Origin of the sequence: Streptomyces sp. NPDC056128 (assembly GCF_042263835.1) — a bacterium.
In the GTDB taxonomy this organism is placed as follows: Bacteria; Actinomycetota; Actinomycetes; order Streptomycetales; family Streptomycetaceae; genus Streptomyces.
Genome location: NZ_JBHJVQ010000021.1, coordinates 1 through 26,744, shown reverse-complemented (window position 1 = coordinate 26,744; position 26,744 = coordinate 1). Strand labels below are relative to the sequence as shown.

The 26,744-nt window shown below is 66.8% G+C and carries 19 protein-coding genes and 5 pseudogenes; 8 read left to right on the top strand and 16 right to left on the bottom strand.

Going from position 1 to position 26,744, the window contains the following annotated elements; translation table 11 throughout:
• Positions 1-63: 63 nt before the first annotated feature.
• From ACFC1X_RS28935 to ACFC1X_RS28900, 8 genes and pseudogenes are all read right to left on the bottom strand, one after another.
• Positions 64-1,706, bottom strand: a pseudogene (locus ACFC1X_RS28935) (MFS transporter).
• Positions 1,660-2,355 (bottom strand): flavodoxin, encoded by a 696-nt coding sequence (locus ACFC1X_RS28930; RefSeq protein WP_376358836.1) that lies wholly within the window; start codon positions 2,353-2,355, stop codon positions 1,660-1,662. The pseudogene ACFC1X_RS28935 and the gene ACFC1X_RS28930 overlap by 47 nt, the downstream one beginning before the upstream one ends.
• Before the next feature lie 127 nt (positions 2,356-2,482).
• On the bottom strand, positions 2,483-3,757 hold the full coding sequence (locus ACFC1X_RS28925) for an FAD-binding oxidoreductase (RefSeq protein WP_376358834.1): 1,275 nt from the start codon (positions 3,755-3,757) through the stop codon (positions 2,483-2,485).
• Between the two features lie 582 nt (positions 3,758-4,339).
• A complete protein-coding gene (locus tag ACFC1X_RS28920) occupies positions 4,340-4,720 on the bottom strand; it encodes a hypothetical protein (RefSeq protein WP_376358831.1) in 381 nt (126 codons plus the stop codon).
• A gap of 242 nt (positions 4,721-4,962) precedes the next feature.
• Positions 4,963-5,943: a zinc-binding dehydrogenase gene (locus ACFC1X_RS28915; protein WP_376358828.1), complete on the bottom strand. Its 981-nt coding sequence runs from the start codon at positions 5,941-5,943 to the stop codon at positions 4,963-4,965.
• Positions 5,944-6,104: 161 nt separating this feature from the next.
• Positions 6,105-6,303, bottom strand: a pseudogene (locus ACFC1X_RS28910) (SDR family oxidoreductase); the annotation flags it as partial.
• 732 nt (positions 6,304-7,035) lie between these two features.
• On the bottom strand, positions 7,036-7,938 hold the full coding sequence (locus ACFC1X_RS28905; protein WP_376358825.1) for a DUF5996 family protein: 903 nt from the start codon (positions 7,936-7,938) through the stop codon (positions 7,036-7,038).
• Positions 7,939-8,060: 122 nt separating this feature from the next.
• Positions 8,061-8,813, bottom strand: coding sequence for a flavodoxin family protein (locus ACFC1X_RS28900; RefSeq protein ID WP_376358823.1), 753 nt, complete (start codon positions 8,811-8,813; stop codon positions 8,061-8,063).
• 199 nt (positions 8,814-9,012) lie between these two features.
• On the opposite strand from ACFC1X_RS28900, the gene ACFC1X_RS28895 reads away from it, so the two are divergent.
• Positions 9,013-9,468, top strand: a complete 456-nt coding sequence (locus ACFC1X_RS28895; protein WP_376358821.1) for a VOC family protein — start codon at positions 9,013-9,015, stop codon at positions 9,466-9,468.
• Between the two features lie 411 nt (positions 9,469-9,879).
• Positions 9,880-10,083: pseudogene (locus tag ACFC1X_RS28890) on the top strand (5,10-methylene tetrahydromethanopterin reductase); the annotation flags it as partial.
• A gap of 710 nt (positions 10,084-10,793) precedes the next feature.
• Here the strand turns inward: ACFC1X_RS28890 and ACFC1X_RS28885 are convergent.
• Complete coding sequence (locus ACFC1X_RS28885; RefSeq protein ID WP_376358818.1) at positions 10,794-11,261, bottom strand: Dabb family protein; 468 nt, start codon at positions 11,259-11,261, stop codon at positions 10,794-10,796.
• A complete protein-coding gene (locus tag ACFC1X_RS28880; protein ID WP_376358815.1) occupies positions 11,258-11,890 on the bottom strand; it encodes a TetR/AcrR family transcriptional regulator in 633 nt (210 codons plus the stop codon). The genes ACFC1X_RS28885 and ACFC1X_RS28880 overlap by 4 nt, the downstream gene beginning before the upstream one ends.
• 143 nt (positions 11,891-12,033) lie before the next feature.
• Here ACFC1X_RS28880 and ACFC1X_RS28875 point away from each other — a divergent pair.
• A pseudogene (locus tag ACFC1X_RS28875) lies at positions 12,034-12,173 on the top strand (GNAT family N-acetyltransferase); the annotation flags it as partial.
• Between the two features lie 208 nt (positions 12,174-12,381).
• On the opposite strand, the gene ACFC1X_RS28870 reads toward ACFC1X_RS28875, so the two are convergent.
• Positions 12,382-12,690: an ArsR/SmtB family transcription factor gene (locus tag ACFC1X_RS28870; protein ID WP_376358812.1), complete on the bottom strand. Its 309-nt coding sequence runs from the start codon at positions 12,688-12,690 to the stop codon at positions 12,382-12,384.
• Between the two features lie 61 nt (positions 12,691-12,751).
• Between ACFC1X_RS28870 and ACFC1X_RS28865 the strand changes: the two genes are divergently transcribed.
• Complete coding sequence (locus tag ACFC1X_RS28865; protein ID WP_376358809.1) at positions 12,752-13,735, top strand: zinc-binding dehydrogenase; 984 nt, start codon at positions 12,752-12,754, stop codon at positions 13,733-13,735.
• 377 nt (positions 13,736-14,112) lie between these two features.
• Here ACFC1X_RS28865 and ACFC1X_RS28860 read toward each other — a convergent pair.
• The 4 genes and pseudogenes from ACFC1X_RS28860 to ACFC1X_RS28845 all read right to left on the bottom strand — a co-directional run.
• Positions 14,113-14,642, bottom strand: a pseudogene (locus ACFC1X_RS28860) (GNAT family N-acetyltransferase); the annotation flags it as partial.
• A 155-nt stretch (positions 14,643-14,797) separates the two neighbouring features.
• A complete protein-coding gene (locus tag ACFC1X_RS28855) occupies positions 14,798-15,499 on the bottom strand; it encodes a hypothetical protein (RefSeq protein ID WP_376358806.1) in 702 nt (233 codons plus the stop codon).
• Between the two features lie 179 nt (positions 15,500-15,678).
• Complete coding sequence (locus tag ACFC1X_RS28850) at positions 15,679-15,915, bottom strand: hypothetical protein (protein WP_376358803.1); 237 nt, start codon at positions 15,913-15,915, stop codon at positions 15,679-15,681.
• A 792-nt stretch (positions 15,916-16,707) separates the two neighbouring features.
• Positions 16,708-16,899: a hypothetical protein gene (locus tag ACFC1X_RS28845; protein ID WP_376358800.1), complete on the bottom strand. Its 192-nt coding sequence runs from the start codon at positions 16,897-16,899 to the stop codon at positions 16,708-16,710.
• Between the two features lie 418 nt (positions 16,900-17,317).
• On the opposite strand from ACFC1X_RS28845, the gene ACFC1X_RS28840 reads away from it, so the two are divergent.
• The 3 genes from ACFC1X_RS28840 to ACFC1X_RS28830 all read left to right on the top strand — a co-directional run bounded on the left by ACFC1X_RS28840 (position 17,318) and on the right by ACFC1X_RS28830 (position 19,814).
• Positions 17,318-18,238, top strand: a complete 921-nt coding sequence (locus tag ACFC1X_RS28840) for a hypothetical protein (protein ID WP_376358797.1) — start codon at positions 17,318-17,320, stop codon at positions 18,236-18,238.
• A complete protein-coding gene (locus ACFC1X_RS28835) occupies positions 18,219-18,620 on the top strand; it encodes a hypothetical protein (protein WP_376358794.1) in 402 nt (133 codons plus the stop codon). The genes ACFC1X_RS28840 and ACFC1X_RS28835 overlap by 20 nt, the downstream gene beginning before the upstream one ends.
• Positions 18,621-18,797: 177 nt before the next feature.
• Complete coding sequence (locus ACFC1X_RS28830) at positions 18,798-19,814, top strand: hypothetical protein (protein ID WP_376358791.1); 1,017 nt, start codon at positions 18,798-18,800, stop codon at positions 19,812-19,814.
• Positions 19,815-20,091: 277 nt separating this feature from the next.
• Here the strand turns inward: ACFC1X_RS28830 and ACFC1X_RS28825 are convergent, their stop codons facing one another.
• Entirely contained in the window at positions 20,092-24,090 is a 3,999-nt protein-coding gene (locus tag ACFC1X_RS28825; RefSeq protein WP_376358788.1) for a hypothetical protein, read from the bottom strand.
• Positions 24,091-25,578: 1,488 nt separating this feature from the next.
• Here ACFC1X_RS28825 and ACFC1X_RS28820 point away from each other — a divergent pair.
• Positions 25,579-26,685, top strand: a complete 1,107-nt coding sequence (locus tag ACFC1X_RS28820) for an NACHT domain-containing protein (RefSeq protein ID WP_376358785.1) — start codon at positions 25,579-25,581, stop codon at positions 26,683-26,685.
• The last annotated feature ends 59 nt before the right edge of the window (positions 26,686-26,744 follow it).

Below are 26,744 nucleotides of genomic sequence, written 5' to 3'. Positions count from 1 at the left end.
CTCCTGAAATTCATGGGGTGGGAAGGAGAACGGGAAGCGGGCCGGATGTGGCCCACAGTTCACTCAGGCACGGGTGCCGACGGTGCCCACGTCGAGCGCGGCGGTGTGCGGGGCAGAGGGCCTGAGCAGGAAGCTCGCCGCGGTGGTGATCAGCACCGCGAGTGCGGCGATGGCGAGGCTGATGTGCAGTCCTTCGGTGAACTGCGCGCGGTCGGCGACCAGAGCGCCGAAGACGGCGACGGCGAGAGCGCCGCCGACCTGCCGCGATGTGTTGAGCACGCCGCTGGCGGTGCCGGCCCGTTCGGCGGGGACCTGGTCGAGCAGCAGTGAGGTCAGCGCGGGTACGGCCAGTGAGCCACCGGCTCCGACCGGCATCATCAGCACGACCATCAGCCCCGTGGGGGCCGACGACGGGACGAGGGCGAGCAGGACGAGGCCCACGACCATCGCCGCCTGTCCGGTGATGACGGGCATCCGAGGGCCGAAGCGGGCGGCGAACCAGGCGGCGGTCGGGCTGACGAACGCGGTGAACACCGTCATCGGTACGAACGCGAGGCCGGTGGCCAGGGCCGTCATGCCCTTCGCCTGCTGGAGGTACAGACTGAGCAGGAAAATCATCCCGTAGAAGCCGACGTTCAGCGTGAAGCCGATCCCGGACGCCAGCGCCATGGTGCGCGAGCGCAGCAGGGCCAGCGGCACCATGGGGTGTTTGCCGCGGGCCTGCGCCAGAACGAACACCACGGCCGCGAGCACCGCGAGCACGTAGGAGAACAGCACGTGGGGGGCGGTGAAGCCGGCCGCGCCGGTCTCGATCGCGGCGAAGGTCACCGAGCCCATGGCGATGACGGCGGACAGCTGCCCGGTCCAGTCGAACCCGGCCTGCTTGCGCCACTGAGAGGGTCGGGTGTGGGCGAGCAGGAGGAGGGCGATCACGCCGACGGGCAGGTTGATGAAGAAGATCAGCCGCCAGTCGATCTGGCTGAGGAACCCGCCGGCGACCGGGCCCGCGGCCGAGCCGGCGGAACCGCCGAGCGCCCAGAGCGAGATCGCCTTGGCCGGCGTCCCGCGTCGGGGAACGCCTCGCGGATCAGGGCGAGGGAGGACGGCACGATCACCGCGGCCCCGGCGCCCTGTACGAGGCGGGCGCCGATGAGCAGGCCCAGGTTCGGTGCGAGAGCACAGGCGGCGGACGCGACGGCGAACACCGCCATCCCGACGCCGAAGGTGCGCCTCGCGCCGAGCCGGTCGGTCAAGGATCCGGCCGAGAGGAGCAGCGCGGCGAACATCAGCGTGTAGCCGTCCACGACCCACTGCAGTCCGGTGATGCCGCCGCCCAGGCTGTCCCGGATCGAGGGCAGAGCGACGTTGACGACGAGCGCGTCCAGGGTGATGACGAAGAACCCGAGCAGCGCGGCTCCGAGGGCCGCGGCGCCGGGGCGACGACGCGGCGCTGTGTTCTGGCCCGCGCCGAGCGGCGTGATGGCGGTGGTGGGCACGAGGTGATGCTCCTGCTCGGCGAGCGGTCGGGGATGATGACGCCATCCACCTTCGCGCTTCACGCCCGCGGCAGGCAGGCCGAGTGCCGCCGGGGAGCCGTCAGCAGGGGTGTGACAGGGCCCCCTTCGTTCCCGGCCTCCGCATCCGGCTGCGGGAGACGCCTCAGCTGATGCTCTCCAGCCACTCGCGGACCTCACCCGGGGCGTCATCCATGTCGTCACGCGAGACCGTGAATCCGTTGCTGATCACCGTGGCCTCGGGGAGCTTCTCGGTGACGGTCTCCACGGTTCCCGACAGCCCGTTCCCTCCGTGCGTGGTGAACAGGATGACGGTCTTGCCCGTGAAGTCGTTCTCTTCCAGGAACGTGTGGATCGGCATCGGCATCTCGTACCACCAGATCGGGTATCCGACGAACACGGTGTCATAGCCCTGCAAGTTGTCGATCCTTGACTTCAACTTCGGCCGCTCTTCGGCCTCCTGCCAAGCGAGAGCGATGTCTTCGAGCTCATCGTGATTGCGGGGAAGGGGCTTCGCGGTCTCGATACGGAACAGCTCCGATCCGGTGCGCTGCGCGATGAGTTGTGCGACGTACTGCGTATTCCCGAGAACCTTGCCGTCGACCACGTGCGTACTGTTCGCCTCGTCCTCCGACATGCCGTCCGGGTCGTCCGTCTCGGGCATCGAGAAATACGTGACGAGGGTGCGGGACTTGTCGATCGGCTTCGGTGCCTTGGCCGGCCCCGAAGCGGTCGAGGAATCACCGATGCCCAGAGTCGAGCAGCCCGCAGCACCTGCCCCGGCGAGGAGGGCGGCACCGAGTCCGAGGAAACTGCGGCGCGTGCGTGTCGTGTTCGTCATGTCAGGTACTCCGTGTCGTGTGGATGTATTTTCCCGGGGCAGCACAAAGGGACGTCCCGGGCGATCGTCAGGGGTTGAGCGACGGGTATGCCGGAGGCCGGAGGGAACACCGGCGGAACAATGGCGGCTACATGGTCAGGCGCTCGTCGTGGATGCGGCGCGTGCCGACGCCGATACGCCGCAGGAGACGCCGGCTCGCGATCACGGCGGGATTCGGGCCCACGATGAAGAACTGCCCCTTCGCGACCTCCTCGGCGCCAAGGACGCCGGTCAGATCCTCACGCCGGAAACGCCCGACCTTCGCGGTGACTTGCAATCGGCCGCCGGAAGCCGCCTGGTACTTCTCAAGCTCGTCCAGGTAGTACGCGTCCTGCGGCTTGCGCACCGCCCACAGCAGGTGGATGTCGCGCGTGGTGTGATGCGCCGCCGTGAGGCTGAGCAGCGGCGCGACGCCCGCGCCCATGCCCAGCAGGACGAGCGGAGCACCCGGATCCCGGGTCTGGACGATCGACTCGAACCGGCCGAAGGGCCCTTCCAGACGCACCAGGGTTCCCGGCTCGACCCGTCCGAGGCGTCGGGTGAAGTCGCCGTGCTGGCTGATCGTGAAGGTCACGTTCTCCTGGTTGTCGTTGGTCACGGAGAAGGGGTGCCACTCCCGGCTCACCTCCGTGGTCCCCTCGAAGCGGAGGAACAGGGAATCGCCCGGCTGCAGCCTGGCCGCCGTGCCGGCCAGGGCCACGGACACCTTGCGCGTGGAATCGCCACGCGCCTCATTGCCCGTGACGGTGCCCGTCAGACAGGTGTCCGGCGCGATCCACTTCTTCCAGACGTACAGGCCCAGGACCGCCACGGTGTACAGGTCGAAGAGCGCCATGAACCACAGGTGCTGGTTCACCCGGAGAAGAAGGTGGGTGTGCACGCAGATCATGACCACGATCAGCAGGTTGAGGCGATGGATCCACACGGAGAGCTGATGCCGGAAGACCGTCTCCAGAATCCGCTTCACCGACAGCAGCAGCTTCGACCGGTCGGTCAGCCACCCACTCATGAAGAACACCGAGTAACAGAGCACGGTCAGCGCCCCGTAGAAACTCCAGTCCCCAAGATCCCGCGCCAACCGGCTCGGCGCATACGAGTTCCCGCTGTGGAGATACGCGGCGTAGATCGCCAGAACGCCGAGCATCCCGTGCAGCCCGTAAATGGACGGCAGCCCGACCAGACGGTCCAGCCACGGCGGCCGCACGCTGAGCGCAATGGCCAGCAGCCACCAGCTGTAGGCGACCAGACCGAGGAAAATGTAGAACCGCAGCTGTTCCGGTTCCGTGGCCACGGAGTCGTAGGTGAACACCAGCGGCAGCGGAAAGACGACCGCGACGCTCCAGAACAAGACCTTACGCAGCATCGCTGTAACTCCACCTCGGTACACCGTACCGACCCGATGGGAACGGACCGCCTCCCACCGCTTGGACCTCGCCGGACGCGACGGCTCGGCGGGGACCCGTGTCCCGGACGTGCTGCAGGTTCACGTAGAAGAGAACCGCCATGGCCAGCACGGCCACGACGATCAGGACGATCAGCTTGTGTTTCGGCTTCACGCGCCGTCCCACTTCGGCACCGCTGACCTGTGGTTGCGACGGCTGATCGCGCCGGTGGGGTCTTCACCATGGGCCGGCTGCGAAATCTGTGTCATCGAGGTTCTTCCCGGGTTTCGTGAGGCGGAATGCGTGGAGGGTGCAGAGGTTCGTAACCACGCCGGCCATTCCCTGCGGTGGCCGCCACGGGCGGATACCGGCTGGACGGCGCGGATCAGCAACGTGATGCGGAGCGGGGCTACGCCACCGGTCCCGAGCTTCAAGGCCGAGAAGGCTGTGCGGGCCGACCTCGCACAGCAGGCGCGTCGGGCCGAGCCACGGGCACAAGCACCGTGGAAAGCCGGTGTTTCAGAGGATGGACGGCGTACCGACCACCACAGCCGTGGCGGTGCTCAGCAGCGGAACACTTGAAGTGACGCCGATGGGGCGGCTGATGCCGCTCTCGGTATGAGGTACGGCGCAGGAAGGTCGACTGCCGACAGCGCGGTGTGCGTGTTCCCTCGGATGCTGCCCGCACATGCCGTCTTGTCCGGTGCCGCGACGGGGCGAAGACGGTCACGGCCCGTCGGCCAAGCGTCCGGGGCGACGCCCCTCTCAGCCTCGCCGCAGTTCGCGACCGCGTCGGCACCGTCTTCGGCGAGCAGCACGGTGGACGACGCCGAGGCGGATGGCGACGCAACTGCGGGCCCGGGAGTGAGCGCACCGATGAACGGCAACGCCACCAGAAGGACGGCCAGGACCAGCACGAGCAACTGCTTACGGTCGCGCGCCATGCCGCCTCCTCCCGCCTGTTCCTCGATCACTCGCCGTGCATGTGCGGCCCAGTCTGCGGGGAAACTTCGGGTCGCGGCAGGCCGCGCTGTGCGGGGGTACGTGCAACAGGGCTGCGACAGGGCCCCCCGGAACGAGTCCAGGGCCTGTCTTTGTCTGCTAGTGAGGGGCTGCCCCCGTGGCAGTGCGCAGCGGGTGGGAATCTGCAGGGGGCCGTAGGTCCTGGACCAACGCCGGCCGTATCTCATTCCTGTACGTCAGGGACCAGGACGACCTTGCCTGTTGTTGCCCTCGCCTCCAGAGCGGCGTGCGCCGCAGCCGCCTGCGACAGGGGGAAGGTCTGGAAGGCGGGCACCAGGCTTGCCTCGGCGGCCGCCGCCAGCGCGCGGGCCTCGTCGGCCGCCGCGTCCTGGCCCTCCAGCAACAGGGCCAGTGCGTCGGTGAAGTGCACGCCGCGCTCCTTCAACTCAGCCTCATCGGGACGGAACTCCTCCCGCGAGGCAGCTCCGATGGTGATGTACCGGCCCCCTTCGGCCAGCAGCCCGAAGGCGGCCCGTCCCTTGTCGCCCTCGACACCGTCCACAACGACCGTGACGCCGCGCCCACCCAAGGCATCGCGGACGGTACCCGCCCAGTCCGGCAGGTTGTAGTCGACAGCGATGTCCGCTCCCAGCTCGCGCACGGCCGCGATCTTGGCCGCTCCCCCGGCCGCTCCGATGACCGTGGCGCCGAGACGGCCGGCGAACTGGACGACCAGACGGCCGATGCCACCGGCCGCGGAGGTGACCAGGACCACGTCGCCGGAGGTGAGTTCTGCGATGTCGAGCAGGCCTATGGTCGTTGCGCCTGTGACGACCATCGTGACCGCGGCCTCGTGCCCCAGTCCGGCGGGAATCCGGTGTAGGGACGACACGTCGGCGACGGCGAGCTCGGCGTAGCCCCCGGGCCTGCCGTGCGCGGTCACCACGTCGGCGCCGATCCAGGACTCGTCCACCGCCGACCCGACCGCCTTGACGACGCCGGCCACCTCTCCCCCGAAAATCGCCGGAAGGCCGGGGAGCGGCGGACCGATCTCCAGCCCTTCCCGCATAGCCGTCTCGATCTGATGGACCCCCGCGGCCTTCACAAGCAGGAGAACCTCACCCGGGCCCGGCACGGGATCGGGCACGCTCTCATAGCGGAGGTTCTCAGCGGGTCCGAACTCGTGCAGTACAACGGCGCGCATAGCCGTTCCTCCCGGTAGATCTGCAGTAGTACACCCACCGTGCAACGTCAACTTAACTTGAGGTCAAGCTGACTGCGGCGTTTCGCCGAGGACCAGGAGCTGGCTGGGACCGCCAACCGGGCACAACGGAGACATGCGCGCATCGAGTGGGACTCGGTGTACGGCAACAGCGTCCCGCCTGTCGCGTTGACGATCTCGGTTGTGATGTACGACGCGTGCTGCGAGGCAAGGAAGACATACGTCGGGCCATCTCGGCGGGCTGCGCGGGCGTTCGATGGGGGCCTGCTTGCCGAACGTCTGCGTGCCCGGCAGGGTCGCCGGGATCAGCGGCGTCCACATCGGGCCCGGCGCCACCGCGTTATCAAAGGCGCAGGCCGGCAGTCCTTCGCGAGTAGAGACGGTCCTGGCACCGACCGCACAGCGCTAGCTCCGTGAGCAACGTAGGCCGTCGGCCCACCGTTGATGTCCCCCCGACAGACTCGGCGACGGTCAGCACGTCCTCGCGCTGCCGATCCGGAGACGACGTGGCGACCTTCATCCGCACAGCCGTCGCACGCCGAGCAGACTACGGAGAATCGGCGCCAGCGCGTCGACGAGGACGGCACCCTGCGCGAGTCCACCCGACTGCATACCGAGCGCTTCACCACTGCCATCTCCCAGCTCGGCGAGGATTCAGCCGCGGTCCGTCTGGGTGGCGTACACGGCCTGGCTGGCCTCGCCGACGACGCCCCACCCGCGATCTTCGCCAAGCCTGCATCGACGTGCTGTGCGCGTATCTCCGCCTGCCCCACAGCACCGAGATTGATCTCCCGGCTGGTGACACCGAGGCCTGGCACAACCACCTGGCCCTGCGGGAAGTTCGGCATACCGTCATCCGTCTCATCGGCAAGCACCTCCGCCTACCGGCCAAGCACCCGCACTCCTGGCATGGCCACGACTTCGACTTCACTGCCGTCACCTTCGACGGAGGAGACCCTCACCAGCGCGGTGTTCTCCGAAGGCACGGTCGACTTCATTCGAGTCACCGGCCCTGCGCCAACTGGCCTGTTCGCGCCGAGCGGACCGTCCTTGCCAATCGGACTCAGCCTGCTCTCAGCCTGGCACCCGGCTGGTTCCTGAGCCCGGCTCTGCTCGTAGTGCAGTTCGGTCCCAGCGGCGGGGATCACTCTCCAGTGTGGCGCGGTCCCAGTTGCCGTGCTCGGCAGCAGCCTCGTAGGTGCTGTGCAAGAACTCCGTCAGTGCGTGATCGGGATCGCGCGCGGTGCGCACGGTCTCGTACGGCAGCAGGAACTGTCCGTTCTCGGTGCTGTAGTAGGCGCCGTCGGGGCGCACCGGGTGTGCGGCGAAACCGTCCGGCTCGGGGTATGCGTAGGCGTAGAAGGCGCCCTCGTCGCCGCCGCCGGGCCAGAATCCGCAGCTGGAGAGTTCGCGTGAGTAGCCCTCCACCATCACCCAGTCGCCGCAGTTCGGGGCGCCGCCCGGATGAGAGGGAGCCGAGCGGCCGGAGAAGCGGGTGCATGCCAGGTCCATGGCGCCCCAGAAGAAGTGAACGGGGCTGACCTTGCCCACGAACTCCGCGCGGAAGCGGCCCAGGACGCGGTTGGCCTGTAGCAGTTGGCGCCAGAAGAGGTGTGCTGCCGTCGCGTCGTAGGAGCAGTGCTGCTCGTCCTCGGCGAACGGGATGGAGGGTTCCACCTCGTTGGGCCGCCGCTGGAAGGCAGCTTCGATGCCCAGCGCGTTCAGGGCTTGCATGGTCTCGGTGTAGAAGGCCGCGACCGACTTGGGCTTCAGAGCAACTTCGCGGCTCGCGCCGTTGCTGCTGCGGATGACGAGCCGGTGCTCCACGAAGTCGAACTCCGCATCGAAGGCGCCGTCGCCGTAGGGCACTGAGCTGGTCGTCAGGCCCCTCGGGGTGACGTAGAGGGTCACCTGCCACCAGTGGTTGACCATTGGGGCGTGGGCCAGCCGCAGCTTGCCTACGATCTGTGTCCACATGTGCAGGGTGTCACGGGTTTTGGTCCAGTCGGCCACCCGTAGTGAGAGCCACGCTGCGCGGTGCGGGGACTCGGATGCGGTGGGTGAGTGCTGGAGACTCACGGCGTCCACCTCCGCTTCGGCTATCGGTGTTCCGGGTTGCTGGAGTCGGGGCGGCAGCCGGCGTCCCATGCGGTGCGCTGGTTGCCATAGGGCGGGATGCCTCCGGCTGCGCGCAGCATCGCCGCCAGGTGGAGCAGGTTGTATGTCATGAATGTGGTGTTGCGGTTGGTGAATTCATTGTCCGGCCCGCCGGAGCCGACGTCCAGATAGGACGGTCCAGGACCGGCCTCTCCGACCCAGGCCGCGTCGGCCTGCGGCGGGATGGTGTAGCCCAGGTGCTGCAGGCTGTAGAGGACGTTCATGGCACAGTGCTTGGCGCCGTCTTCGTTGCCGGTGATCAGGCAGCCGGCGACCCGGCCGTAGTAGGCATACTGACCTGCGTCGTTGAGCATGCTGGAACAGGCGTACAGGCGCTCGATGACCTGCTTCATGACGGAGCTGTTGTCACCGAGCCAGACGGGGCCGCACAGGACCAGGATGTCCGCGTCCATCACGCGACGGTAGAGCTGGGGCCACTCGTCCCGTGCGGCGCCGTGCTCGGTCATGTCCGGCCAGACGCCGGTGGCAATGTCGTGGTCGGCGGCCCGGACGATGTCGGCCTGCGCTCCGTGGTGCCGCATGATCCCCACGCTGCGGTCGATGAGGCCGCCGGTGTTGCTGACCTCAGGTGACCGTTTGAGGGTGGCGTTGATGAACAGTGCCCGCAGCCCGTCGAAACGGGGCCCGTTCCCGTCGGTGGACCTCGCGCCTGCTTCCGTTCCGGGTCCTGCCATGATCGGTTCCCCTTGGGTGCGTGGTGGGCAGTTCGAGAGCGCCGCGACCAGCACCGTAGGTCGGCACAGGGGGTTTGCCGCCTCCGCCACGCCCACCAGGGCGAAGCGATCAGGGTGCGGGGATGCCTGGGCGCGGCCGGAGGCGGGCACTCGGCTCATGTCCGTCCGATCCCCACACTCCGTTCAGGAGGTATGGACGATGACGCACAAAGACCTCCCGGCCCCGGTTCAGGGGCTGGTCCTCACTCACTTCCTGACCGTCCGCGACGTGGCGGTCTCCCGGCGCTTCTACGCCGACGTCCTCGGCGGTGACATCGTGCTGGAGGAGAACCCGGCCATCGTGAAGATCGCCAACAGCTGGATCATCATGAACCCCGGGGGCGGCCCCACCCCCGACAAGCCCGGCATCTCGCTGGAGCCGCCGGGCGACCCGGCGAGGGTGTCCAGCTTCCTCAACGTCCGGGTGGCCGACATCGCCGCCTTCTATGCGGACGCGAGCGCGAAGGGAGCGCGGTTCCTGACCGAGCCGATCGATCGTAAGGCGGAGGTGCGTTGCTACATGCGGGACCCGGACGGCTACCTGATCGAGGTGGGGCAGGCCACCGGGATGCTGGAAGGTGTCTACGCCGACCCGCCCGCAGGTGCTGACCGGTAACGACGTCCTGCTCCATCACCCGCCTGTGGCTCTCAAGTCGGCGGGACCTGCCGCGGCACGCGCACGGCCCGTCGGCTCGGCGCGGGACGTCTGCACCTTTCACGTACCCCGTAAAAGGTGCGGACCCGTCCGATGTGTGTATCGGATGTGTGTACCGATGGATGGAGGGGCGGGTGCGTGTCTGCGCAGGTGGCTCTGGGGAAGGTCCGCCCGCCCCCCGGACATTCCGGCCTCGCCGCACGCGCCGGGGGTAGCGGCGTATACGGCCATCTGAGGGCCCGCTCCGGCGCTTGTGGAGGCTGCCCGAGGCGGCCGGAAGCGTACAGAGGGCCAGCGCACCGAATGGGAACGCATCCATGACACCGTGCAGATCGCCGTGAAGGCCGAAGAGGTGGGATCGACAAAGACCCTCAGCTTCGCGAATACGTCGGGGACTACCAGCGCCAGTTGCTCCTGATGGACCACGCCGGGCTACCCCTGAAGACCGTCCTGGAACAACTCGATCTCCTCGGCGTAGACGTCATGCCCGTCCCGCGCAAGGAATTCGCGGCCAAACGGCTCGCCGGCGTCCCCGGCGCCCCCACCCATCAGTCGCTGCTCAGGGCGGCTCAAGACCATTCCGGGCGTCGACTTCTCGCTCTTGGCCGGCCGCGGCCTCGCACCACCTCCATGGCAGTGGCCTCGGCAGGACCTCTTCTTCGAAGCCCCGCACAGAGCGTGCTGGCCACCGCCACGCACTTGATCTACCGCAGACTGGACTCCTGAGGCAGCGGCCGTCACGGTGGCCGACTGCCAGGTGGCAGCACGACCCGGCAGTCCCACCGGGCCTGTCCACCCGCCTGAGCGCGGTAGGCGCGACGAGGACGCCGAAACCAGAACGATCAGTCCCGCGAGGATGGCTGCATATTCGGCAAAGCAGCCGGATCAGCCCTCGTGCCCCCAGCAGCACACATCGGCAGCCTGCCCGCCCGTGCTGCGTCCGGCCACCGGGGATGCACAGGGTGCCGCTGCACATATCCGTAGGACGAGCTGATTCGCGGTGCAATGCTTGGCGGCCATGTCGCGGCACCCACGCCGCAGGCGGATCAGGTGGCGCCACCCGCTGACTACAGGGCTGGCAGTCCAGCGGCCGTGCTCCGCTGGACGGAACCTGAGGCCGACCAAGTGTCGCAGCCCTTCCCGGCCAGCGGCGGTCAAGTGCCCGGACGTGCCCGTCTCACGCCCTGTTCCCTCAGGTCTGCCGGGAGGTTGGAGCGCGATTCGAGGGGCTTCTCCGGGCGGCTACTCGGCCCGTGGGTTGGGAGGAATTACCGCCGTGCATTCTGTCAGCCAGAGTTGCGGACGGGGTTCGGTCCCGCGGCGGGCTCGTGTGCGCTGGCAGGGTTAGTGGGGGTCGGCGCGCTGCTGCCGGTGTAGGAGGGGAGGTCGGCTACCAGCTTGGTGAGGGCCGGGTCGCCGGCGTAGCGTCGCGCGTGCAGGTCGGCAATCTTCTGGGCGATGTCGGGGTCGTCGCTGTCGGTGGTGTCGTAGGAGACGAAGGACTCCAGCAGCGGCAGACCGATCCGGTCGGTGTGGGCGTGTGAGGGCGCCATCAGGTACTCCCAGTAGCCGTCGAGGTCCTCGAGGACGAAGACGGCGCCGTACTCGAACTCGCCGCCGATGTCTCTGCCGACGACGTACCATGCGACCGCATCGATCGACTCGCCCTGGTTGCGCAGGCTGGCAAGAGCCTCTTCGCGCTGTTCGGCGGTGACGGTCGTTTTGAAGGTGAAGCGGTTGTGGTGGTAGATCATTTCTCTCCCTTGGAGGTCTGCGGGTGGCCTTCGGGGTTCGCGGTCGAGGATGACCAGTAGTTGAGCAGTGCCGTCACCGCCTGGTCGGCCAGGCGCAGGGCGCGGTCGAAGCCGACGTCCTCGATCGACCCGATGCACGCGAGGCCGTGCAGCGTGCCCCACAGCAGATCGCAGGCGTCCTCGACACTGGCAGGATCGGCCGCGGTCTCGGCCGACCACGCTCCTATGAGCTGCCTGGTGAAGGTGATCACGTCGCCCGCGGCGGCGCGGCGGGTGGAGGCATCGACGTCCGTTCCCGGTGCGCCCGACATGAGCTGGTACAGGCCGGGCCGTGACCGCGCGAACTCCAGGTACGCGACCGCCGCCAAGTACGGTCCCTGGGAAGCCGGTTCACCGGCAACCGCGGCCCGCATCCGCTGCACCAACTCACCGTTGACCCGCTCCAGCAGCGTGTGCAGTACGGCCTCTTTGCTCGGAAAGTGCTGGTAGATCACAGGCGCGCTGTAGCCGATCTCGGCAGCGATCCGCCGGATGGTCACCGCCCGCCAGCCCTCGGCCTCGGCCATCCGGCCCGCTGCCTCCAGGATCTCGGCGAACGTCCGCTGACGTACCTCTTCGCGCTTCCCCAACACGAACTCCTAACGGCGTTAGAAAATCTAACGTTGTTAGCTTCCTGGGTGTTCCCGAACCTGTCAAGGGCCAGAGGCGTCAGCGGGACTTGAAGCGCCGGTCGATCTCATTGAGGTAGTGACTTCCCAGACGGCCCCGTACTCGGCTGGCGACGGCGAGGCACGGCCTGCGCACACGGCGTGAGGCCACCTCAACGACAACGCCGCGCCCCAGAGAGTCTTGGCCAAGGCCGGCTTCGTCCCGGTCGACCCTGCCACTCCGGCCGATCTCGGCGGTAAGGCGGAGCTCCTGCAAATCCGCAGATCACGCCACCGTGGGACGTTCCGCGCCAGCGCGTTGACCGACACGGAATACAGTCAGGGAAACTGCTGGGCAGCGAATCCACCGATTGGTTGGTGCGCGTGGGACCGCGTCACCTCGTCTGCCGCCGCGCCCTAGACCACTGTGGTTGCGGCGAGCTCGAGCGCTGTCCCAGCTTGGGTGATTGGATCTAGAAGACGTCGCTCAGGGTCTCCAGGAGGCGGGCGATGTTTGCCTCGTCGCGACGGTAGTAGGTCCACTTGCCCCGCCGGGTGGCGACCACCAGCCCTGCTTGCCGCAGCATCGCGAGGTACTGCGAGGTGGTTGACTGCCCCAGACCCGTACGCCGCTGGATGTCGGTCACGCAGACACCGATCTCGACGTCTTCGGGCTTCTGGCCGGGAAAACTCATCGGCTCCTTGAGCCACACCAGCATCTGGCGGCGGGCCGGGTTGGACAGGGCCCGGAACACAGCCAGCAACTCCGCCTCCGAGAACATGCGATGATCGTAACGCACGCACATATTGACGATTCGCGATATTACGATCTAATGTCATCGCATGCCGACTTTGATGCGTGTGATGGAACTCGTCCGCTTCGGTGACGCGGACACCGCGTTCGCCACCCGAGAGCTGCCAAGACCCACTCCCGGACCCGGCCAGTTGCTGGTGCGCGTGGAGGCCACGTCCGTGAACCCTCTCGACCTGCAGACCCGGCGCGGTGACTACCGTGAACAGGTAGCGCTGCCCGCGGTGATCGGCAACGACGTGTCCGGCGTGGTGGTCGAGAGCGGCCCTGGGGCAGGCGACTTCCAGCCGGGCGACGAGGTCTGGTACCTGGCACCGATGTTCGCCGGGCAGGGAACCTACGCCGAGTTCCACGTGGTCGACCAGGCCCTGGTCGCCCGCAAGCCCGCACGGTTGTCGCACGTCGAGGCCGCCGGTCTCGCGCTCGTAGGCGTCACGGTGTGGGAGGCGCTGGTCGAACGCGCCGGGGTGCGGGTCGGGGAACGGGTCTTGGTGCACGGCGGAGCGGGCGGGGTCGGCTCGGCCGCGATCCAGGTCGCCAGCGCGCTGGGAGCCGAGGTGGTAACCACCGCGCGGGCAAGGGATCACGAGTTCGTCACCGGACTGGGAGCCGACACCGTGATCGACTTCTCGGCCGGTGACTACGTGCCGCAGGTCCGCGCGCTGGGTGGGGTGGACGTCGTGCTGGACACCGTGGGTGGGGACACCCTCGCCCGCAGCCCGGAGGTCCTCGCCGACCGAGGCCGCGTGGTGTCCATCGTGGACATCCCCGAACCTCAGAATCTGCTCGCCGCGTGGGGCGTGAACGCGACCTACCACTTCCTCTTCGTCAGCCCCGGCCGGACGAAGCTCACGGCACTCGGCCGGCTGGTCGACCAGGGCAAACTCCGGCCGGTGATTGGCGCCGTGCTACCGCTGGCCGACGTCGCACAGGCGCACACACTGTTGGAGGGCGGCTCTGCCGGCGAGGGCCGCAGACGCCCACGTGGCAAAATCGCCGTCGCTGTGCGCCAGTAAGTGTGCGAGGTGGTTGGCGCTGCGATCGCACCGACGGCCGCGGAGAGCGTGCCCCGGGCCGCCGGAAGCCGTGGTCCCTTCGCCGTCGTACTCCACGCGGCGCGAGTACCCAAGCCCTGTCCAGGTTCACCCTGTAGTCATGCATGCAAGTGCACAGCGGTGCCGGCGCATTCCGCATTGGCGCCGGAGGCTTGCTTCGAGAACGCGCAGCTGGTCGCAGTCGTAGCTCTCTGCAGGTACCCCGGGAATAGGCTGGAGCATGGCGGAACGGCGCGTACCCCCTGAGGAAACCCCTCCTGTCGAAGGGCCCACCGCCGAGGCCCACGAAGAACGCCCCCGACGGCGGCATCTGGGAGCAGCGCGGCCCACGAACGCCGTCATGTGCCGTGCCCCGCCGCGTGGTGTAGGCCATGAGCATCTCCGCGGGAGATCCGGTACAGCACACAGCGGTGAGGGGGTCCCTCGGACACGCTCGGATCCTCGAAGTCGTCGGCCGGATCCCGGGTCATGCCGATCCGGCGCATCACTGCCTGGGAACGCAGGTTGTGGACGGTCGTCGACGCCACCACTTCCGGCAGCCCGAGGACCTCGAAGCCGAAAGCCAGGCAGCCCAGGCCGGCCTCAGCGGCGTAACCATGGCCCCACGCCGAACGCATCAACCGCCAACCGATATCCACCCCCGCGAACGGCATGTCCTCGCCCACCTCGTCCAAGTCGGCACGGCCGATGAACTGACCAGTCTCCCGTGCTTCGAGCGCCCACCACCCAAAACCTCGCTCGCTAAACTCGGCCTGCATGAGTGCCACGGCGGCATCGCATTGCTCCCGCGTCAGCAGTTCCCCAGGTGTTCTCGGACTTCAGGATCAGCGTTCATAGCCGCCCACGGTCCGAGGTCGGACTCCCGCCACGCTGGGCGGCGTCAGCCGTGAGCAAGATCGTAGGCCGGAAAGCCGTCGGTGGACTCATGGCGCCCGGCACCGCCAGACAGCAGATGAACTTCCAGGCAGATGCTTGGCGGATCCTGGGCGGACCACTCCCGGGCGGTTGTGGGTCATCGGGGCATCACTCCACCCACTGCGCGTCAATTCTCCCCTTGAGGTACACAACCAGTTCATCGCGCGCGGCCGTAACGTCCTCAAGCGCCCGCTCCGTCTCCCGGCGTGAATCCTCAGGTATCGGGCGGCCTCCCTTGATGCTCGATTTGATCGAATCGATGGCGGAGATCAGGCTGTGGCCCAGGGCGGTGGCGTCGATCCTTTGGGCTTGCGGTGTGCCAGCACCTCCCGTAGCGGCCAGCATGGAGCCTCGCGGGTTGAGAAAGCTGGCAGCTCCTGCGTGAGCAAACCAGATTCCATCCAGGAGCACCTCGTCGAAGGCCGAGTTCATTGATGTGTGAACGGCGGCGAGCTCGGCTTCAAAGTCTTCGAGGCCAACCTGGCCGCCTTCGCTGAGTGTCCGATGGATCTTCGTCAGGAACTCCGAATAATTCCGCGTCGATGCTCTGACATTGATCAGCCTTCGGACCAGCGCTTCGTGATCAGCTTTGCGCTCGCGATTGACTTCTTGCTGAAACTGGCGCTGCCGCCACTCCTCCTCACGCTCCGCCAGCTCCCGCTCACGTTGCTCGATTCGGACAGCCTGCGCTGCCCGCTCGCTAGCTTGCCGACGATGAAGGACTAGTGGTCCGATCACAGCCGCTCCCCCGCCCAAGGTCGCACCAGCGATCGCACCAATCAGTCCGTAGAGAGCAGCTTGATCCGACATGCTGTCAGCATGTCGGGCACGTCATCCCGAAGCAACTGCGCTATGTCGTCTACCTGTTGATGGGTGTGGCTCTTCGGGGACGGGGTCTGACCATCACCGGCCTGCCGATCCGCAAGTGGGTAGGTCCCAATCTCGCTCACGTCGCACGCCGCTACCTGCGGTGACCGCCAGGCCTGCAACTACGCTGTTTGCGCCGCAACTGGCGAGCCCTCAGCCCAACCCTGTCCCGCCGCAGCCACCAACCCGTCGTACGGGCCCCTCTCATCGCGAAGCCAGGGGCCCAGTTTGGGCCGGGTCATCGGGTTGGTGGCCCCCGAGACTTCCCAGTCGTCGGCCCAGCCGATGATGTGGCCCCCGACAGACGCGGCGACGGTCAGCACGTCCTCGCGCTGCCGTTCGATCATGTTCAGGTCCACACCGCGCACACTTCCCCACGGTACGGAGAACCGGCGGCCACACCCAGGACGATCCCGCTCAGCCCAGGAAGCTCAGCCGGACCCGGCGGTCGGGGTTGTCCCTGTTGGTGTCCACCAAACTCCGTTAAGACACCCCCAGCCTATCCGGATGGCAACGCACGCCTGCCCAGCCGTGGTCATCACCTCGCGAGGTGATACTCACCCATCTCAAGCCTTCACCTGCCTTCAGCCATGCCCTCCCTCAACCGTTGATCACTCTGGAACAGGCATCGGACCGAGTCGACGACCTGATCCAGCAATGCGTCCCGTAGCTTCATCGAAGAGCACGCCGCTGATTCCGGGGACCTCTCCACCCGTGCGGTAGCGGACCCGCACCACATCGGCGAGATACTGGTCCGCGCCTACACTCAAGCTGGCATCGCATCACGTCGTTCAGACACCTCAACCTCCTGGATGATTTGCTCCTCAACGGGGCACAGGGGTTGCGCGGAGCAGTCGTCGGTCGCCCATGAGTGGGACTAACGGCTCAACCCCCACCCGAGACCTACCCATTGCGAGCACGTCAGAAATTGTGACGGGCCGCGCTGCCTCGCGCTGCCCGATGCCGTTTTGCCTGATCAGAGCAGAACTGGCGGTCCGGTGGGTGTCGGGCCGTGCTGCACCGTCCACGGCGTCCGCGCTCCCCTTGCGCCCCATTGTTGGCAACCGCTGACCGGCTATGGCCGGTCAGCGACCGCTCCGTGGAGCCAGGGCGGCCTTTGCCGCCATCCCGCGGTCACATCTCCAGGAGGGTCACAGGCGCCTGGGGACGGAGACGTGGCAGTCGAGGATCTGGCGGGCTTCCCTCCGGCGAGAGCGGCAGGGGTGCAGCAGGGCGACGCCGACGATGACGACGTAGACGGTGATCCGGATGTACAGGACGGCGATCAGGGCCCAGAGCAGGGGCCCGATGGTCGGGAGCAGTGCGGTCAGTGCGGTAAGCACGGTTCCTCCTGATGTGCTGCCGGGCCGTGCGCTCCGGCGGTTCCCCCAGGTCACCAGGCCCGGTGCGCCCGGCCCGGGTAAAGGTGGGGGGTCTCTATTTCCTGAAGGCGCGTCCTCTTCCAACGGAACTGGGTAGGTTCGCGGCATGTCTTCTCCTGGTGGTCCGGTCTCCGCTGATCAGCAGCTCGTCGAGCACGCGCGTCGGCACGGTTGCGTAGTGTCGGCGAAGCAGCTTGCATCGTGGCGGCGGGCGGGGCTGTTGCCGGAACACACGAAGCGGGCGCTGGGCCGAGGTCGCGGGAGCGCGTCGGTTCCGGACGACGAGGCATTCGGTCTGGTCGTGGCGCTCGCCCGGCTGGCGCGGAGGGGGGCTCGGCCCTCTCACCTGGCGCTGGCTCTGTTCGACGAAGGGCACCCGGTGCCAGAGGAGACCGTGCGGGACGCCTTCGGCAAGGCGGTCCGATGCCTGGGCGCCGGGCTCGGCGAGGAAGGTCCGGAAGAGGGGGAGGACGGGGAGGAGTGGGCGGAGCGCGTCGCCGACGAGGTGGTCGTCTCGGGGCGGCGGGTGAGGCTCGTTCCCGCGCGGGTGCGTCGGATCGATGAGGGCATCGCCCGGTACATGCGTGAGCGGGGGGTGGCGTGGCCCCCTCCCGAGCTGGCCGACCTGGACGCGAACCCGGAACCTCCGAGCCTGTCCGGCGGGGAGGTCACGGCTGCCGCGGTGACCACGGTGCTGCGTGGAGGTGCCGCCGTCACGCCGCAGGGCATCGGTGACGTGCTGCGGGCCGTGCAGCCGACGGGGTGGGGAAACCCGGGGGCGTCGCTCGCCGAGTACACGGTCGATGACGTCCCTGATGCCGCCCAGGAGGTGTTCCTCCCGGACGGCGGGATGAGCACCGTTCCCGAGGGTGACGTCCGCGGCACCCTGCTGGGTCTGGCGGAGACGGCCACCCTGGAGGACCTGCGGGACGCCTGGGAGGTGAGCGGGGCGACCCGCGAGTGGGCGCTGGACCTGTGCGCACAGGTCGAGGCGGAGCTCGAGGCCGGCGAGCTGGGCGACGCAGCCCTCGCCTGGCTGATGGGCAGGGTCTTCGTGTCAGGGCTGGTGCTGATGGCCCAGGTGGGAGACCGCCATTGGTCCCCCACGGACCGGGCGTCGGACACCCTGATCCTGTTGATGATCCAGCGGTCGTTGCGGGACCTCGACGGCAAAGTGCCGGACTGCCAGTGGGAGCTGCTCGGATCCCCCGCCGTGATGCCGGCCCCGCTGATCCCGTTCCTCCAGCCGCGGCACGCCTCCGAGATCCAGCAGGGGAATCATGAACCAGAGCCCTCGTGAGACCGTGGCGGCGGCCATGGCCGAAATGGCGGTGCTGCGCGCTCTCCAAGTGGTCGGTCGGCGCTTGCTCGCGCGGCGGAGCCGGGCGGTACGGGGCGCTCTGCGGACCGTCCCTTCTTGGGAGCTGCATGTCCATCTGCCGGTTGGCGATACCGATCTGGCGCTGCTCCTGCGGGATGCGTGGGTCATCCCGGAGGCCGTCGGCCTGCCCTCGACCATGATCGAGGAACTGGATCAGCACGTGCGGATTCTGCTTGCCGCGGGGCTCGGGTACCGCCGGGACGACTTGTTCAAGACCTTGTCCCGTCTGCCGCTGGAACAGCTGGTACTCCCTTGGGACGCGCCTGCCGGGACGGACAAGGCTCATGGCCCGAGCAAGTGATCCGGTGGAGCTGAGGGCGGCAGGCGTCCTGCGGTACTGCACGGGTGAGACCGTCGAACCGTATGACCGGTGCCCCCGGTGCGGTGATTTCATGAGGTGCGCCCGGACCTCAACGGGCGCTTCGACTTCATGTGCGGCGGCGATCGGGCGGTTGAGGTCACACAGGTGACCAGCAGCGTGGCTGAGCAGAACCGGCGCTCCTGGGAGCCGTACCTCAAGGAGCGTGCGGTGCCCGAATTGAATCTGGGCTGGCACGTGGTGTTCGAGAGCACGGCGAAGGCAACCTACGGGGGTCGCAAGGGGAACCCTCGTTTCAGGGATGCCCTGACCGTCATCAGCCCGGCCCTGGCCGAGCTGGAAGCGCGTGGTGTGCATCGCTTTACCCCCGGCACGGCCTGTATCGAGCATCCGTTCCACGAGGAGGCGTGCACGTACGGCGTCCTGCGCAGTGCTGGGGTGGCCTTCGGCTGTTCCGTGCCCAGCGACGCAACTACCGGCTACATCAGCGCCGGCCTGCTGACGGGGTCCGACCAGATGCTGGCTTTCAACCCGGACCACTGGGCCGGGAAGGCCGAGAAGAACCGCCGCCAGGGAAAGCCCTCACCGCCCTCTCCGCTCCCGGGACCACTCCGGATGGGCCCGGTGCTGTGGTCGTTCGATCCGGGCTTCCTAGCTTCACTGGAGAAGCGCCGGGCCGAGGACGAACGGCAGTCGGCCGAGACGACGCGAGCCCTTTTCCCCGGTCGCCACACCGATGCTGAACTCGCCGAACTGGCCCGCCGGGACGTGAGCGAACGGATTACCCTCGCACGATCCCTGACCTGGCGGACCGCGCTCCCGGCGAGCCCGGCGCCCATCGCTGACGCCGACGGCGGAACGGAACTGGTGGACTTGCTGGAAGTCGAGTTCGGGCTGCACGAAGACCTGGCCCTGAAGCTCAACGCGGCTTCCGACCGACCGCGCCGCGAGGTGTTCTTCTGGCTCACCTGGATGCGTTCCTCGGCATGGCACCGCCTCGCCGCCCCGGGCCTGCTGCCCCCACCGTCTCCGAAAGTACCGGCCGGCATCACCGGCCTCTGGGTCGGCTGCCTGCTGGACGAGACCCACGTCCTGCACTGGGACCACGACACCGGCTGGACGTGCCACCCGCTCCCGAACCCGCTGCCTGTACCTCGATTCCCCGGCTGCCTCTGACCAACGACAGGACAGCACAGCGGCATTTCGGCCCTCTCATGGGCGAGGTCGGACTGTGAGGAGGGACCCGCTTTCCGGCATAGGCATAATCCACAGTTGTCTAAGTTGCTCACCATCGACTCCACCAAACTCCGTTGAGGCAAACCCAGGCTATCGGGGCGCCCAACGTGTCTACGGCCCAGAGCTATGCTCTCCTGAGTTGACCAGTTGTTGCGCCTCAGGCAACTCAGACCACCTTGGCATGCCGTTGCGTAAGCGCCTCAGTCAGCTCTGTCCCTTACACCTTCTGTTTGTCCGGCCGCGGAATGTTGATCACCATGGGGCGAACGTGAACTCCACCCGCTTGCGAGAGGGTCGCCGCTTGGTCCAGCAGATGGTCGAGGAGTGTGTCCAGCTGGAGCCTCTTCGCCTGGGTCTTACGGTTGTCACCCGTCGCATCCCAAAGTTCGATCGGATACCAGCCGACGATGTAGATGCCTACATCCGTTCCCGCTTCCGGCAGATATCGGCCTGCCAGCTGTTCCGCTTGAGACGTCGGAACTTCGTCGTTCCAGGAGCCCTTGACCTCAATAACCAGTTTGACTGACCCGCTCGTAGTGATGTTGGGGTCGTCACCCGGTGAGGGCATCGCCTCGACGAGGAGGTCAGTGCGGTCGCCCGCGCCGTATGGATCGGTGGGGTGGATCAGCACCTCCCGGTTGACCGCGACACGGCGGCCAGCCAGCCGAATTAGCAGCTCGTGTGCGAGGTAAGCGCAGAGAGCCGCTTCGGGCTTGGGACGCCAAACGTCCGGGATGGGTGGGTTTTCTACGGACAGCCTTCGGGGCCTCTTGCCCGGTGTACGGTCCCAGAGCAACTCGCAGTGCGAGGGAAGCGCCCGGCCCACATCCTCAAGGACCTCGTGCACCACATCCAAGAGATCTGTGCTGGAGCGAATGATGCGCAGCGCTGGATCCTGCAGGAGCCGCACTACGTCTTCTGTACGCACCTGGCTCCAACTCGCAACGACATGTTGCTTGGTCGCCTCGACGAGTGCCGCGGCAATGGCCAGCCGGGAGGGGTAAAGAGTCGCAATTTGGCGCAGTTGACGAATCGCCTCAGCGGTGCCTCGTCGGCTTAGCTCAGCTAGTAGCCGGTCTCTCCATCTGCGGACTTGTTGCTCATCCGTGACCCAGCCGACCCCGCGAAGAGGCTCGTCCTCCTCAGGGTCGTACAACCCACTGAGCCACGAATACAAGTCGGAAACGTGAGACTCGCTGAGGGAGACTTGGATGCGCTCCGCCTCTGTCCTGGCACATGTTTCTGCCAACTTGCGGCCGAGCTCGGGGTCGGTTGCCGCGAAAGCCTTGGCTCGTGGCCAGTGCGCCTCGGCATCCGTTGTCAATAGGGCATGGGCAGCGAGGACGGCAGCTCGTACAGCAAGCGGGGTTTCTCTCGGTCCGTCGATAGTGGCATCAATGATCTCGTGCACGACTCGGCTGTCGGTGGTGAGCAGAGCGGCCAGGGCGCTGTGCCAGGTCCGCAGGGTGGCCTCACGCGCCTCATCACTATTGGGCAAGCGTGTCAGGTGGTCTGTGTTTCCTGGGGAGCCAGCCAGGGTTCTTTCGGCCGCCTCGGACCCGAGTCCGAGACAGGTGGAAAGTTCAATGGCGAGGTCTTCCAAGCACGTACGGAGTTCAGGAGCCCAGCGCGGATCAATCGCATTGAGCTCGATGGGCTGTCGGCCTGCCGTGAGCGCTGCTCGGGCAACCTGGCTAACGCGCAGGGCAACCGACTCAGGTGCGTGACGGGCTGCCAAGCGAAGCAAGTTCACCCGCACGGGTTCCATGTAGCTCGTCGACATGCCCGTGTACTCGGTGAGAATCGCGGCTGCCCACGAGCTCCAGACCCCTGCAGGAAATTCGAGCAGGGGGTTCATTCTGTGCAGCTCTGTAAGGAGGGCGTATCCCGCCCAGGAGCACTTGTTGCGACGGGCGTGCGGGAGCCAGGAATCCGCACGGTCATGCTCGGTGGTGAGGTAGCGCCGAGCAAGCTCAGCCAAATCCGACAGATCGTCACCGAGAGCTACGGCGGCTGGCCACTTTGAGAGGGCGCCCAGTGCGTTCTGTGCAAAATCCCCCGTCTGCGGGTCAAAGCGCAGACCCCACAGGAACTGCCACAGGCTGTCGTTGTCGCCCGTCCTGGCTTCAGCGAGGAGCCGCGTTTGCTGGGCCATGAACGCTGCGGATTCCGGCCAATGCACGCTGCGAGCGCTGTAATTGTGGCGCAACGACTGAGCTAGCGGACTATCGACACGGATGGCAGCGTAGAAGGAGCGCAGATATGGCCAGGCCGGGTGCATTTCATCATAGGCCAGTTCGAACACATGGGGATCGTCCGTAGGGAACGTCCAGGAGGCGAGCTCGCCATACACCTGGGTGGCCGCGCCATCGCCGTCCCCCGCCGCCTCGACGGTCTGCTCCAAGACCCAGGGGAAGTCCTCCCGATCGACAAGCTGATGACGCGTTGCCGGCTCGGGCTCCGAGGCTGCGTCGAGCCGTAGCGACGGGCGTCGTTCCCAGTCGTACACGATCTGGTAGGCCGCTGTGCGCGGGTCGCAGTTTGCTCGGACAGCCTCTCTGACAAGGGCTTGGGTCAGAAGCCTGCGTCGTGAGCGAGTCTCCTGCGTCTCGTCCCCGTGCTCATCGGGTTGCAGACAATCCGGCAGCTGGACCTTGTGGTGGTTTTGGAGGAGACTGAAAATGATCTTCGCCAAAGTGTCCGCGTGCTGAGTCGTTTCCGGCATCTTCATCGCGCGGTCGATCACCCCATTGATCAGTGAGATCTCAAAGCGATCGCGTGAGAAGACATATCCACTGTCCGGCCGGCAAACTGCGTCGGATGCCCAAGCCAGAAGACTTGGCAGATCCTCGTCCCTGCACTCACCTGGCATGGTCCTCAGGAAGTGGGCGTAGTTGCCGTACAGGTCCGGAGATGGAGGCCGAAGGGCACCGAGCATCGTCGCTGCGTCCAAATGGTGCGGCCACAGCAGGCTCAGTAGAGTGCCCCGGAGCTCATGGTCGGGGTCCACCCGCTTGGCGTCAGGCGGGTCGGACAGCGTGGCGAGCACCTCGGCGAAGACTGGCACGGCACGGCCTGGGTCGCAGGCGAACGCGGCACGCGCCGCCAAACGACGCTCCGTTTGATGCCATGTGTCGTTCTGCACCAACCTCAGTAGGGCATCGGCCAACCTGGGGTGATTGGTGCCAGCTTCCTGAGCCAGCTGGATCGCGAGGCGGATTCGCGCTGTGGACTCCCAGCTGGACGCACCTTCGGCAGGGGAAAGCTCCAAGTTGTCGGCGAGCTGGTGAGCGAGTGAGGGATGGCGCAGGTCCCAGCGGGAGAGCTGCCATCTCGTGTCTCCCAGTTCGATCTGCGCCGCACGTTCCAGCAGCCTGCTTACCGTGAGCCGACGGACCTCGTCGGAACGCACGAGCGCACTGTGCACCGCGAGGCTCTCGGGATCGGCGCTAGCCAGCCAGTCGCCGCCAGAGGGGTTCATGGCCACCAGCCAAGCTGCTGTCTCCCGCAGCGGTGCTGGAATGGTCGCCGTCTCTCCGTCTGGTGCGCAGATCAGGAAGAGATTCTCCAGCTGCCGTTGCGTGATCTTTCGATTGGTCAGGTATCGGGCTGCGAGGTAGGCCGCGACGGAGGAATGGCGGAATGCCACCCTGTCGTCATCCGGCGCTGTGAACAGGGCGGTTGCCAAGCATTCTTCGACCACTTGGGGCGAAATCTCGAACGGTCCAGCGTCGGTCCGCTCCGTTCCCCCCGCCAGTACGTCGCCCTGCAGATCGTAGGTGCCGGCCTCAAACGAGGCACCACGCCATACCGTCCGGTGGCCGGACAACAGCATCCACGCAGCGATGCGTCCCGCCACCGTCAAGCGCTGATGAGCCGTGGTGATCAGCGGTTTCTTAAGTCGGCGAGGGTCGGGGTCTTCAACAAGCCGCGCTACTCCGCGAGCGAACAACTCTTCTGGCCGCCCGTGCAGCTGGCCATCAGCCTGATACGTCAGTACCAGCAATTCCAAGGTAAGTGGTACTCCAGCAAGAACCGCGGCGCCAGCCGACTCGGCCGCCACCACCAGATCCTCTCCCGGGACGCCGGCGCTGTCAGCCAATGCCACAGCCTCCGCGCGACTCAACGGCGCCAGATCGACGCATCGGCACGCACCGAAAGCCTCGGCCAACGCAGACGTCAGCGCCGCCCGATAGTCGGCTGTGCGGCAGGCCATCAGAAACCGAACCCTGTTAGTGTCCCGGCCGCTCAGGGACCTTCTCAGCGACCTGGACAGACGTGGCAAAAGTGGACTCTCGTCGGCCTGATCCAGGACTACCGTCAGCACCCCGGCACCTCCGGCAGTGTCTCCATCCGAAGGCAAGGAGAGAAGATGAGACCCTAGCTCCTCCTGATAGGAGTGCTCGGTGAGATCCCCACCTGTCACCCAAAGACACGCGTCGGAGTCTCGGCTCCAAGTGTCGAGGACATGGGGCAATCCATTGGTGAGCTGCTTCAGGACGGAAGTCTTACCCGCTCCGGGCTCTCCCAGCACGACCATGGCCCCTGCCGCTGCGACGACAGCGGGAAGCGCCAAGGCCCCCTGACGAAGATGCTCTGCATCCACGACCACGTTCATCGTCCACTCGGAACGCATCGGCGGCCTGCACAATCAGATCTTCAGCGGCAAGCTGCTCACCCCGCACCCTGCACACCCGAGGTGCATGAAAGCCAAACACAGAATCTGTCACACCTCCATTCTCCCAACACCCACTGACAGACGACGGCATAACCCCTCGCCGAGCAAGCGCGAACCAAGTTCAGGGGCAGCAAACTCACCCTGCACGCCGACCGGACGAGACATCGAGGGTGACCTGCTCGGCCAGCGAGGACTGCACGGCGCCCACGCCGCCTCGACGGCTGCGGCCGGCGCGTATGGGGGGGCGGGCTGACCCGGACGGCTTGGTCGTCACACTCGCCGAGATCGTCTTGTGACTCGTGACGAGCACCCAGCGGCTCACGCACCCGGGAAGTCCTGACCGAAGAGTCACCTATGTCGAAGGGCTCGACCACCCCCGCCTCCGCCAGATGATCGAGAGCGATGGCATCCACGTCGGCCCCCAGCGCGTACGACGAGCTGACCGCTCGTCTCGTGGAGGAGAGCGGCAACCATCGTGGCCGCCGCCCTGCGCGGTCACCCGGAATCCGCCAAGCACTTCAGCCACGTGGCCGACGACCGCTCCTGCCGACCCATGCATACGCCAAGCCGTACGCACGAGCGTGTCTACCTGAAGCGGTGTGAGGTGCATCCGTGCGTCATGCAGGACCGGCAGCTGGCTCAGATTCGGGCTCAGGTCCGATGCCTCTGCGGACAGTTCCTCGCCGGGCGGCTGGTCGACGACGAACCTCGTTATTTTTCGCGGCTGAAAAGCTCGGCGCAGCTGGCACGCGCAGGATCGCGGTTGCTTCTGGTGGTACCGCCGGTCGCGCCACCAGGCCAGCCGGCGCCAAATGCTTTGCCTGGTGGTGCATCCCTAACCCCACGGCGCACGGGGTCATCGAGACGGGCAGGGGATCGTCGCTAGGAGGTGACTCTGTCGTACTGGTCTGCCAGACAGCCGATGCCTCCACGGTGCCCATACGAAAGTCTGCAGATAGGTGGCCTGTTCTGGGCACAGTGCGTTTGAATGCACAGGTCGGGATTAGTCAGAGTCGAGGGGGCTCGGTGGGCTTTGTCGCCGGTGACCGTGTTGAGTGGATCCGTTGGTGGGGGCCGGAGAAGGTGGAGAACACGCTGTTCAGTGGTGTGCTCCCGGACCCGCAGGGCGAGTACACGAGGTTCCTCAACCGGCATGTTCGGCAGCTGAAGGATTATGCAGCGTGCCGCGCCCTGGTGCTGATGGGGGATCCGGGGATGGGTAAGTCCTCGGAACTAGAGGCGGAGGTTGATCGGCGTCGGCATGCCGGTGAGCACGTTGAGCATCTTTTGCTGCGGAACTTCCATACACCCGGCGAGGTGCGTGATGGAGTGCGGGAGGCGGACGCCGGGTGGCGGTCTGACGGATCACCGGGTGATCTGGTCTTGGCCCTCGACGGATTCGACGAGCCATTGTTCGCCGCCTCCTCCTTGGCCTCGGCGCTGAAAGATGCCCTGGGTCGGCTCGACAGGAGCCGTCTCCGGGTACTGATCACAAGTAGAGGGTCTGTCTGGCAGGAGCCACTCACGAAGGCGTTTGCCCAGTGGTGGCCTGATGAGAATGCGACTGGCAAGCTGATTCTGGCTCCGTTGACGGAGCGCGACATCCGGCAGGCAGCTGCGACGGAACTCGACGATGCAGATGGATTTGTCGCCTCTCTGAGAGCATCGGGTGTTCTGCTGATGGCAGCCGCTCCCATCACCCTGCGCTTTTTGCTGGCCGCGCGTCGGCGGCAAAGCATGCCGCCGGAACGTCATCACATCTACGCGCTGGGGGTGCAGGGTCTGGTCACCGAGTTCAATGCAGGCCGGGTGGAGCGCGGCCAGGGTGACCCGCCGCTGGACAAACGGCTCAAGGCAGCTCGACGGCTGGCAGCGGTCAGCTTGCTGTCAGGGCGACCAGAGGTGGTCCGCCGCTTCGGCCCCCTACAGCGCGACATGCTGCTGGCGCTGGACAGGGTGAATGACAGTGAGGAGGATCTCAAAGCGCTTGATGCTGTTTTCGACAGCGCTCTCCTCACGGACGATGGAGAGGGCAGGCAGTGGATGCACCGAAGCGTCCAAGAGTTCCTCGCTGCCCAGCAGTGCGAAGAGCTGCCTCTAGCCTCGAAGTTTCGTGACGGGCCGCCGACGTAGTCGGTGGCCTGTTTCCGTGCCGTGAGTTGAGTCCGTGCAGGCGGAGGGCCCGAGTGTCG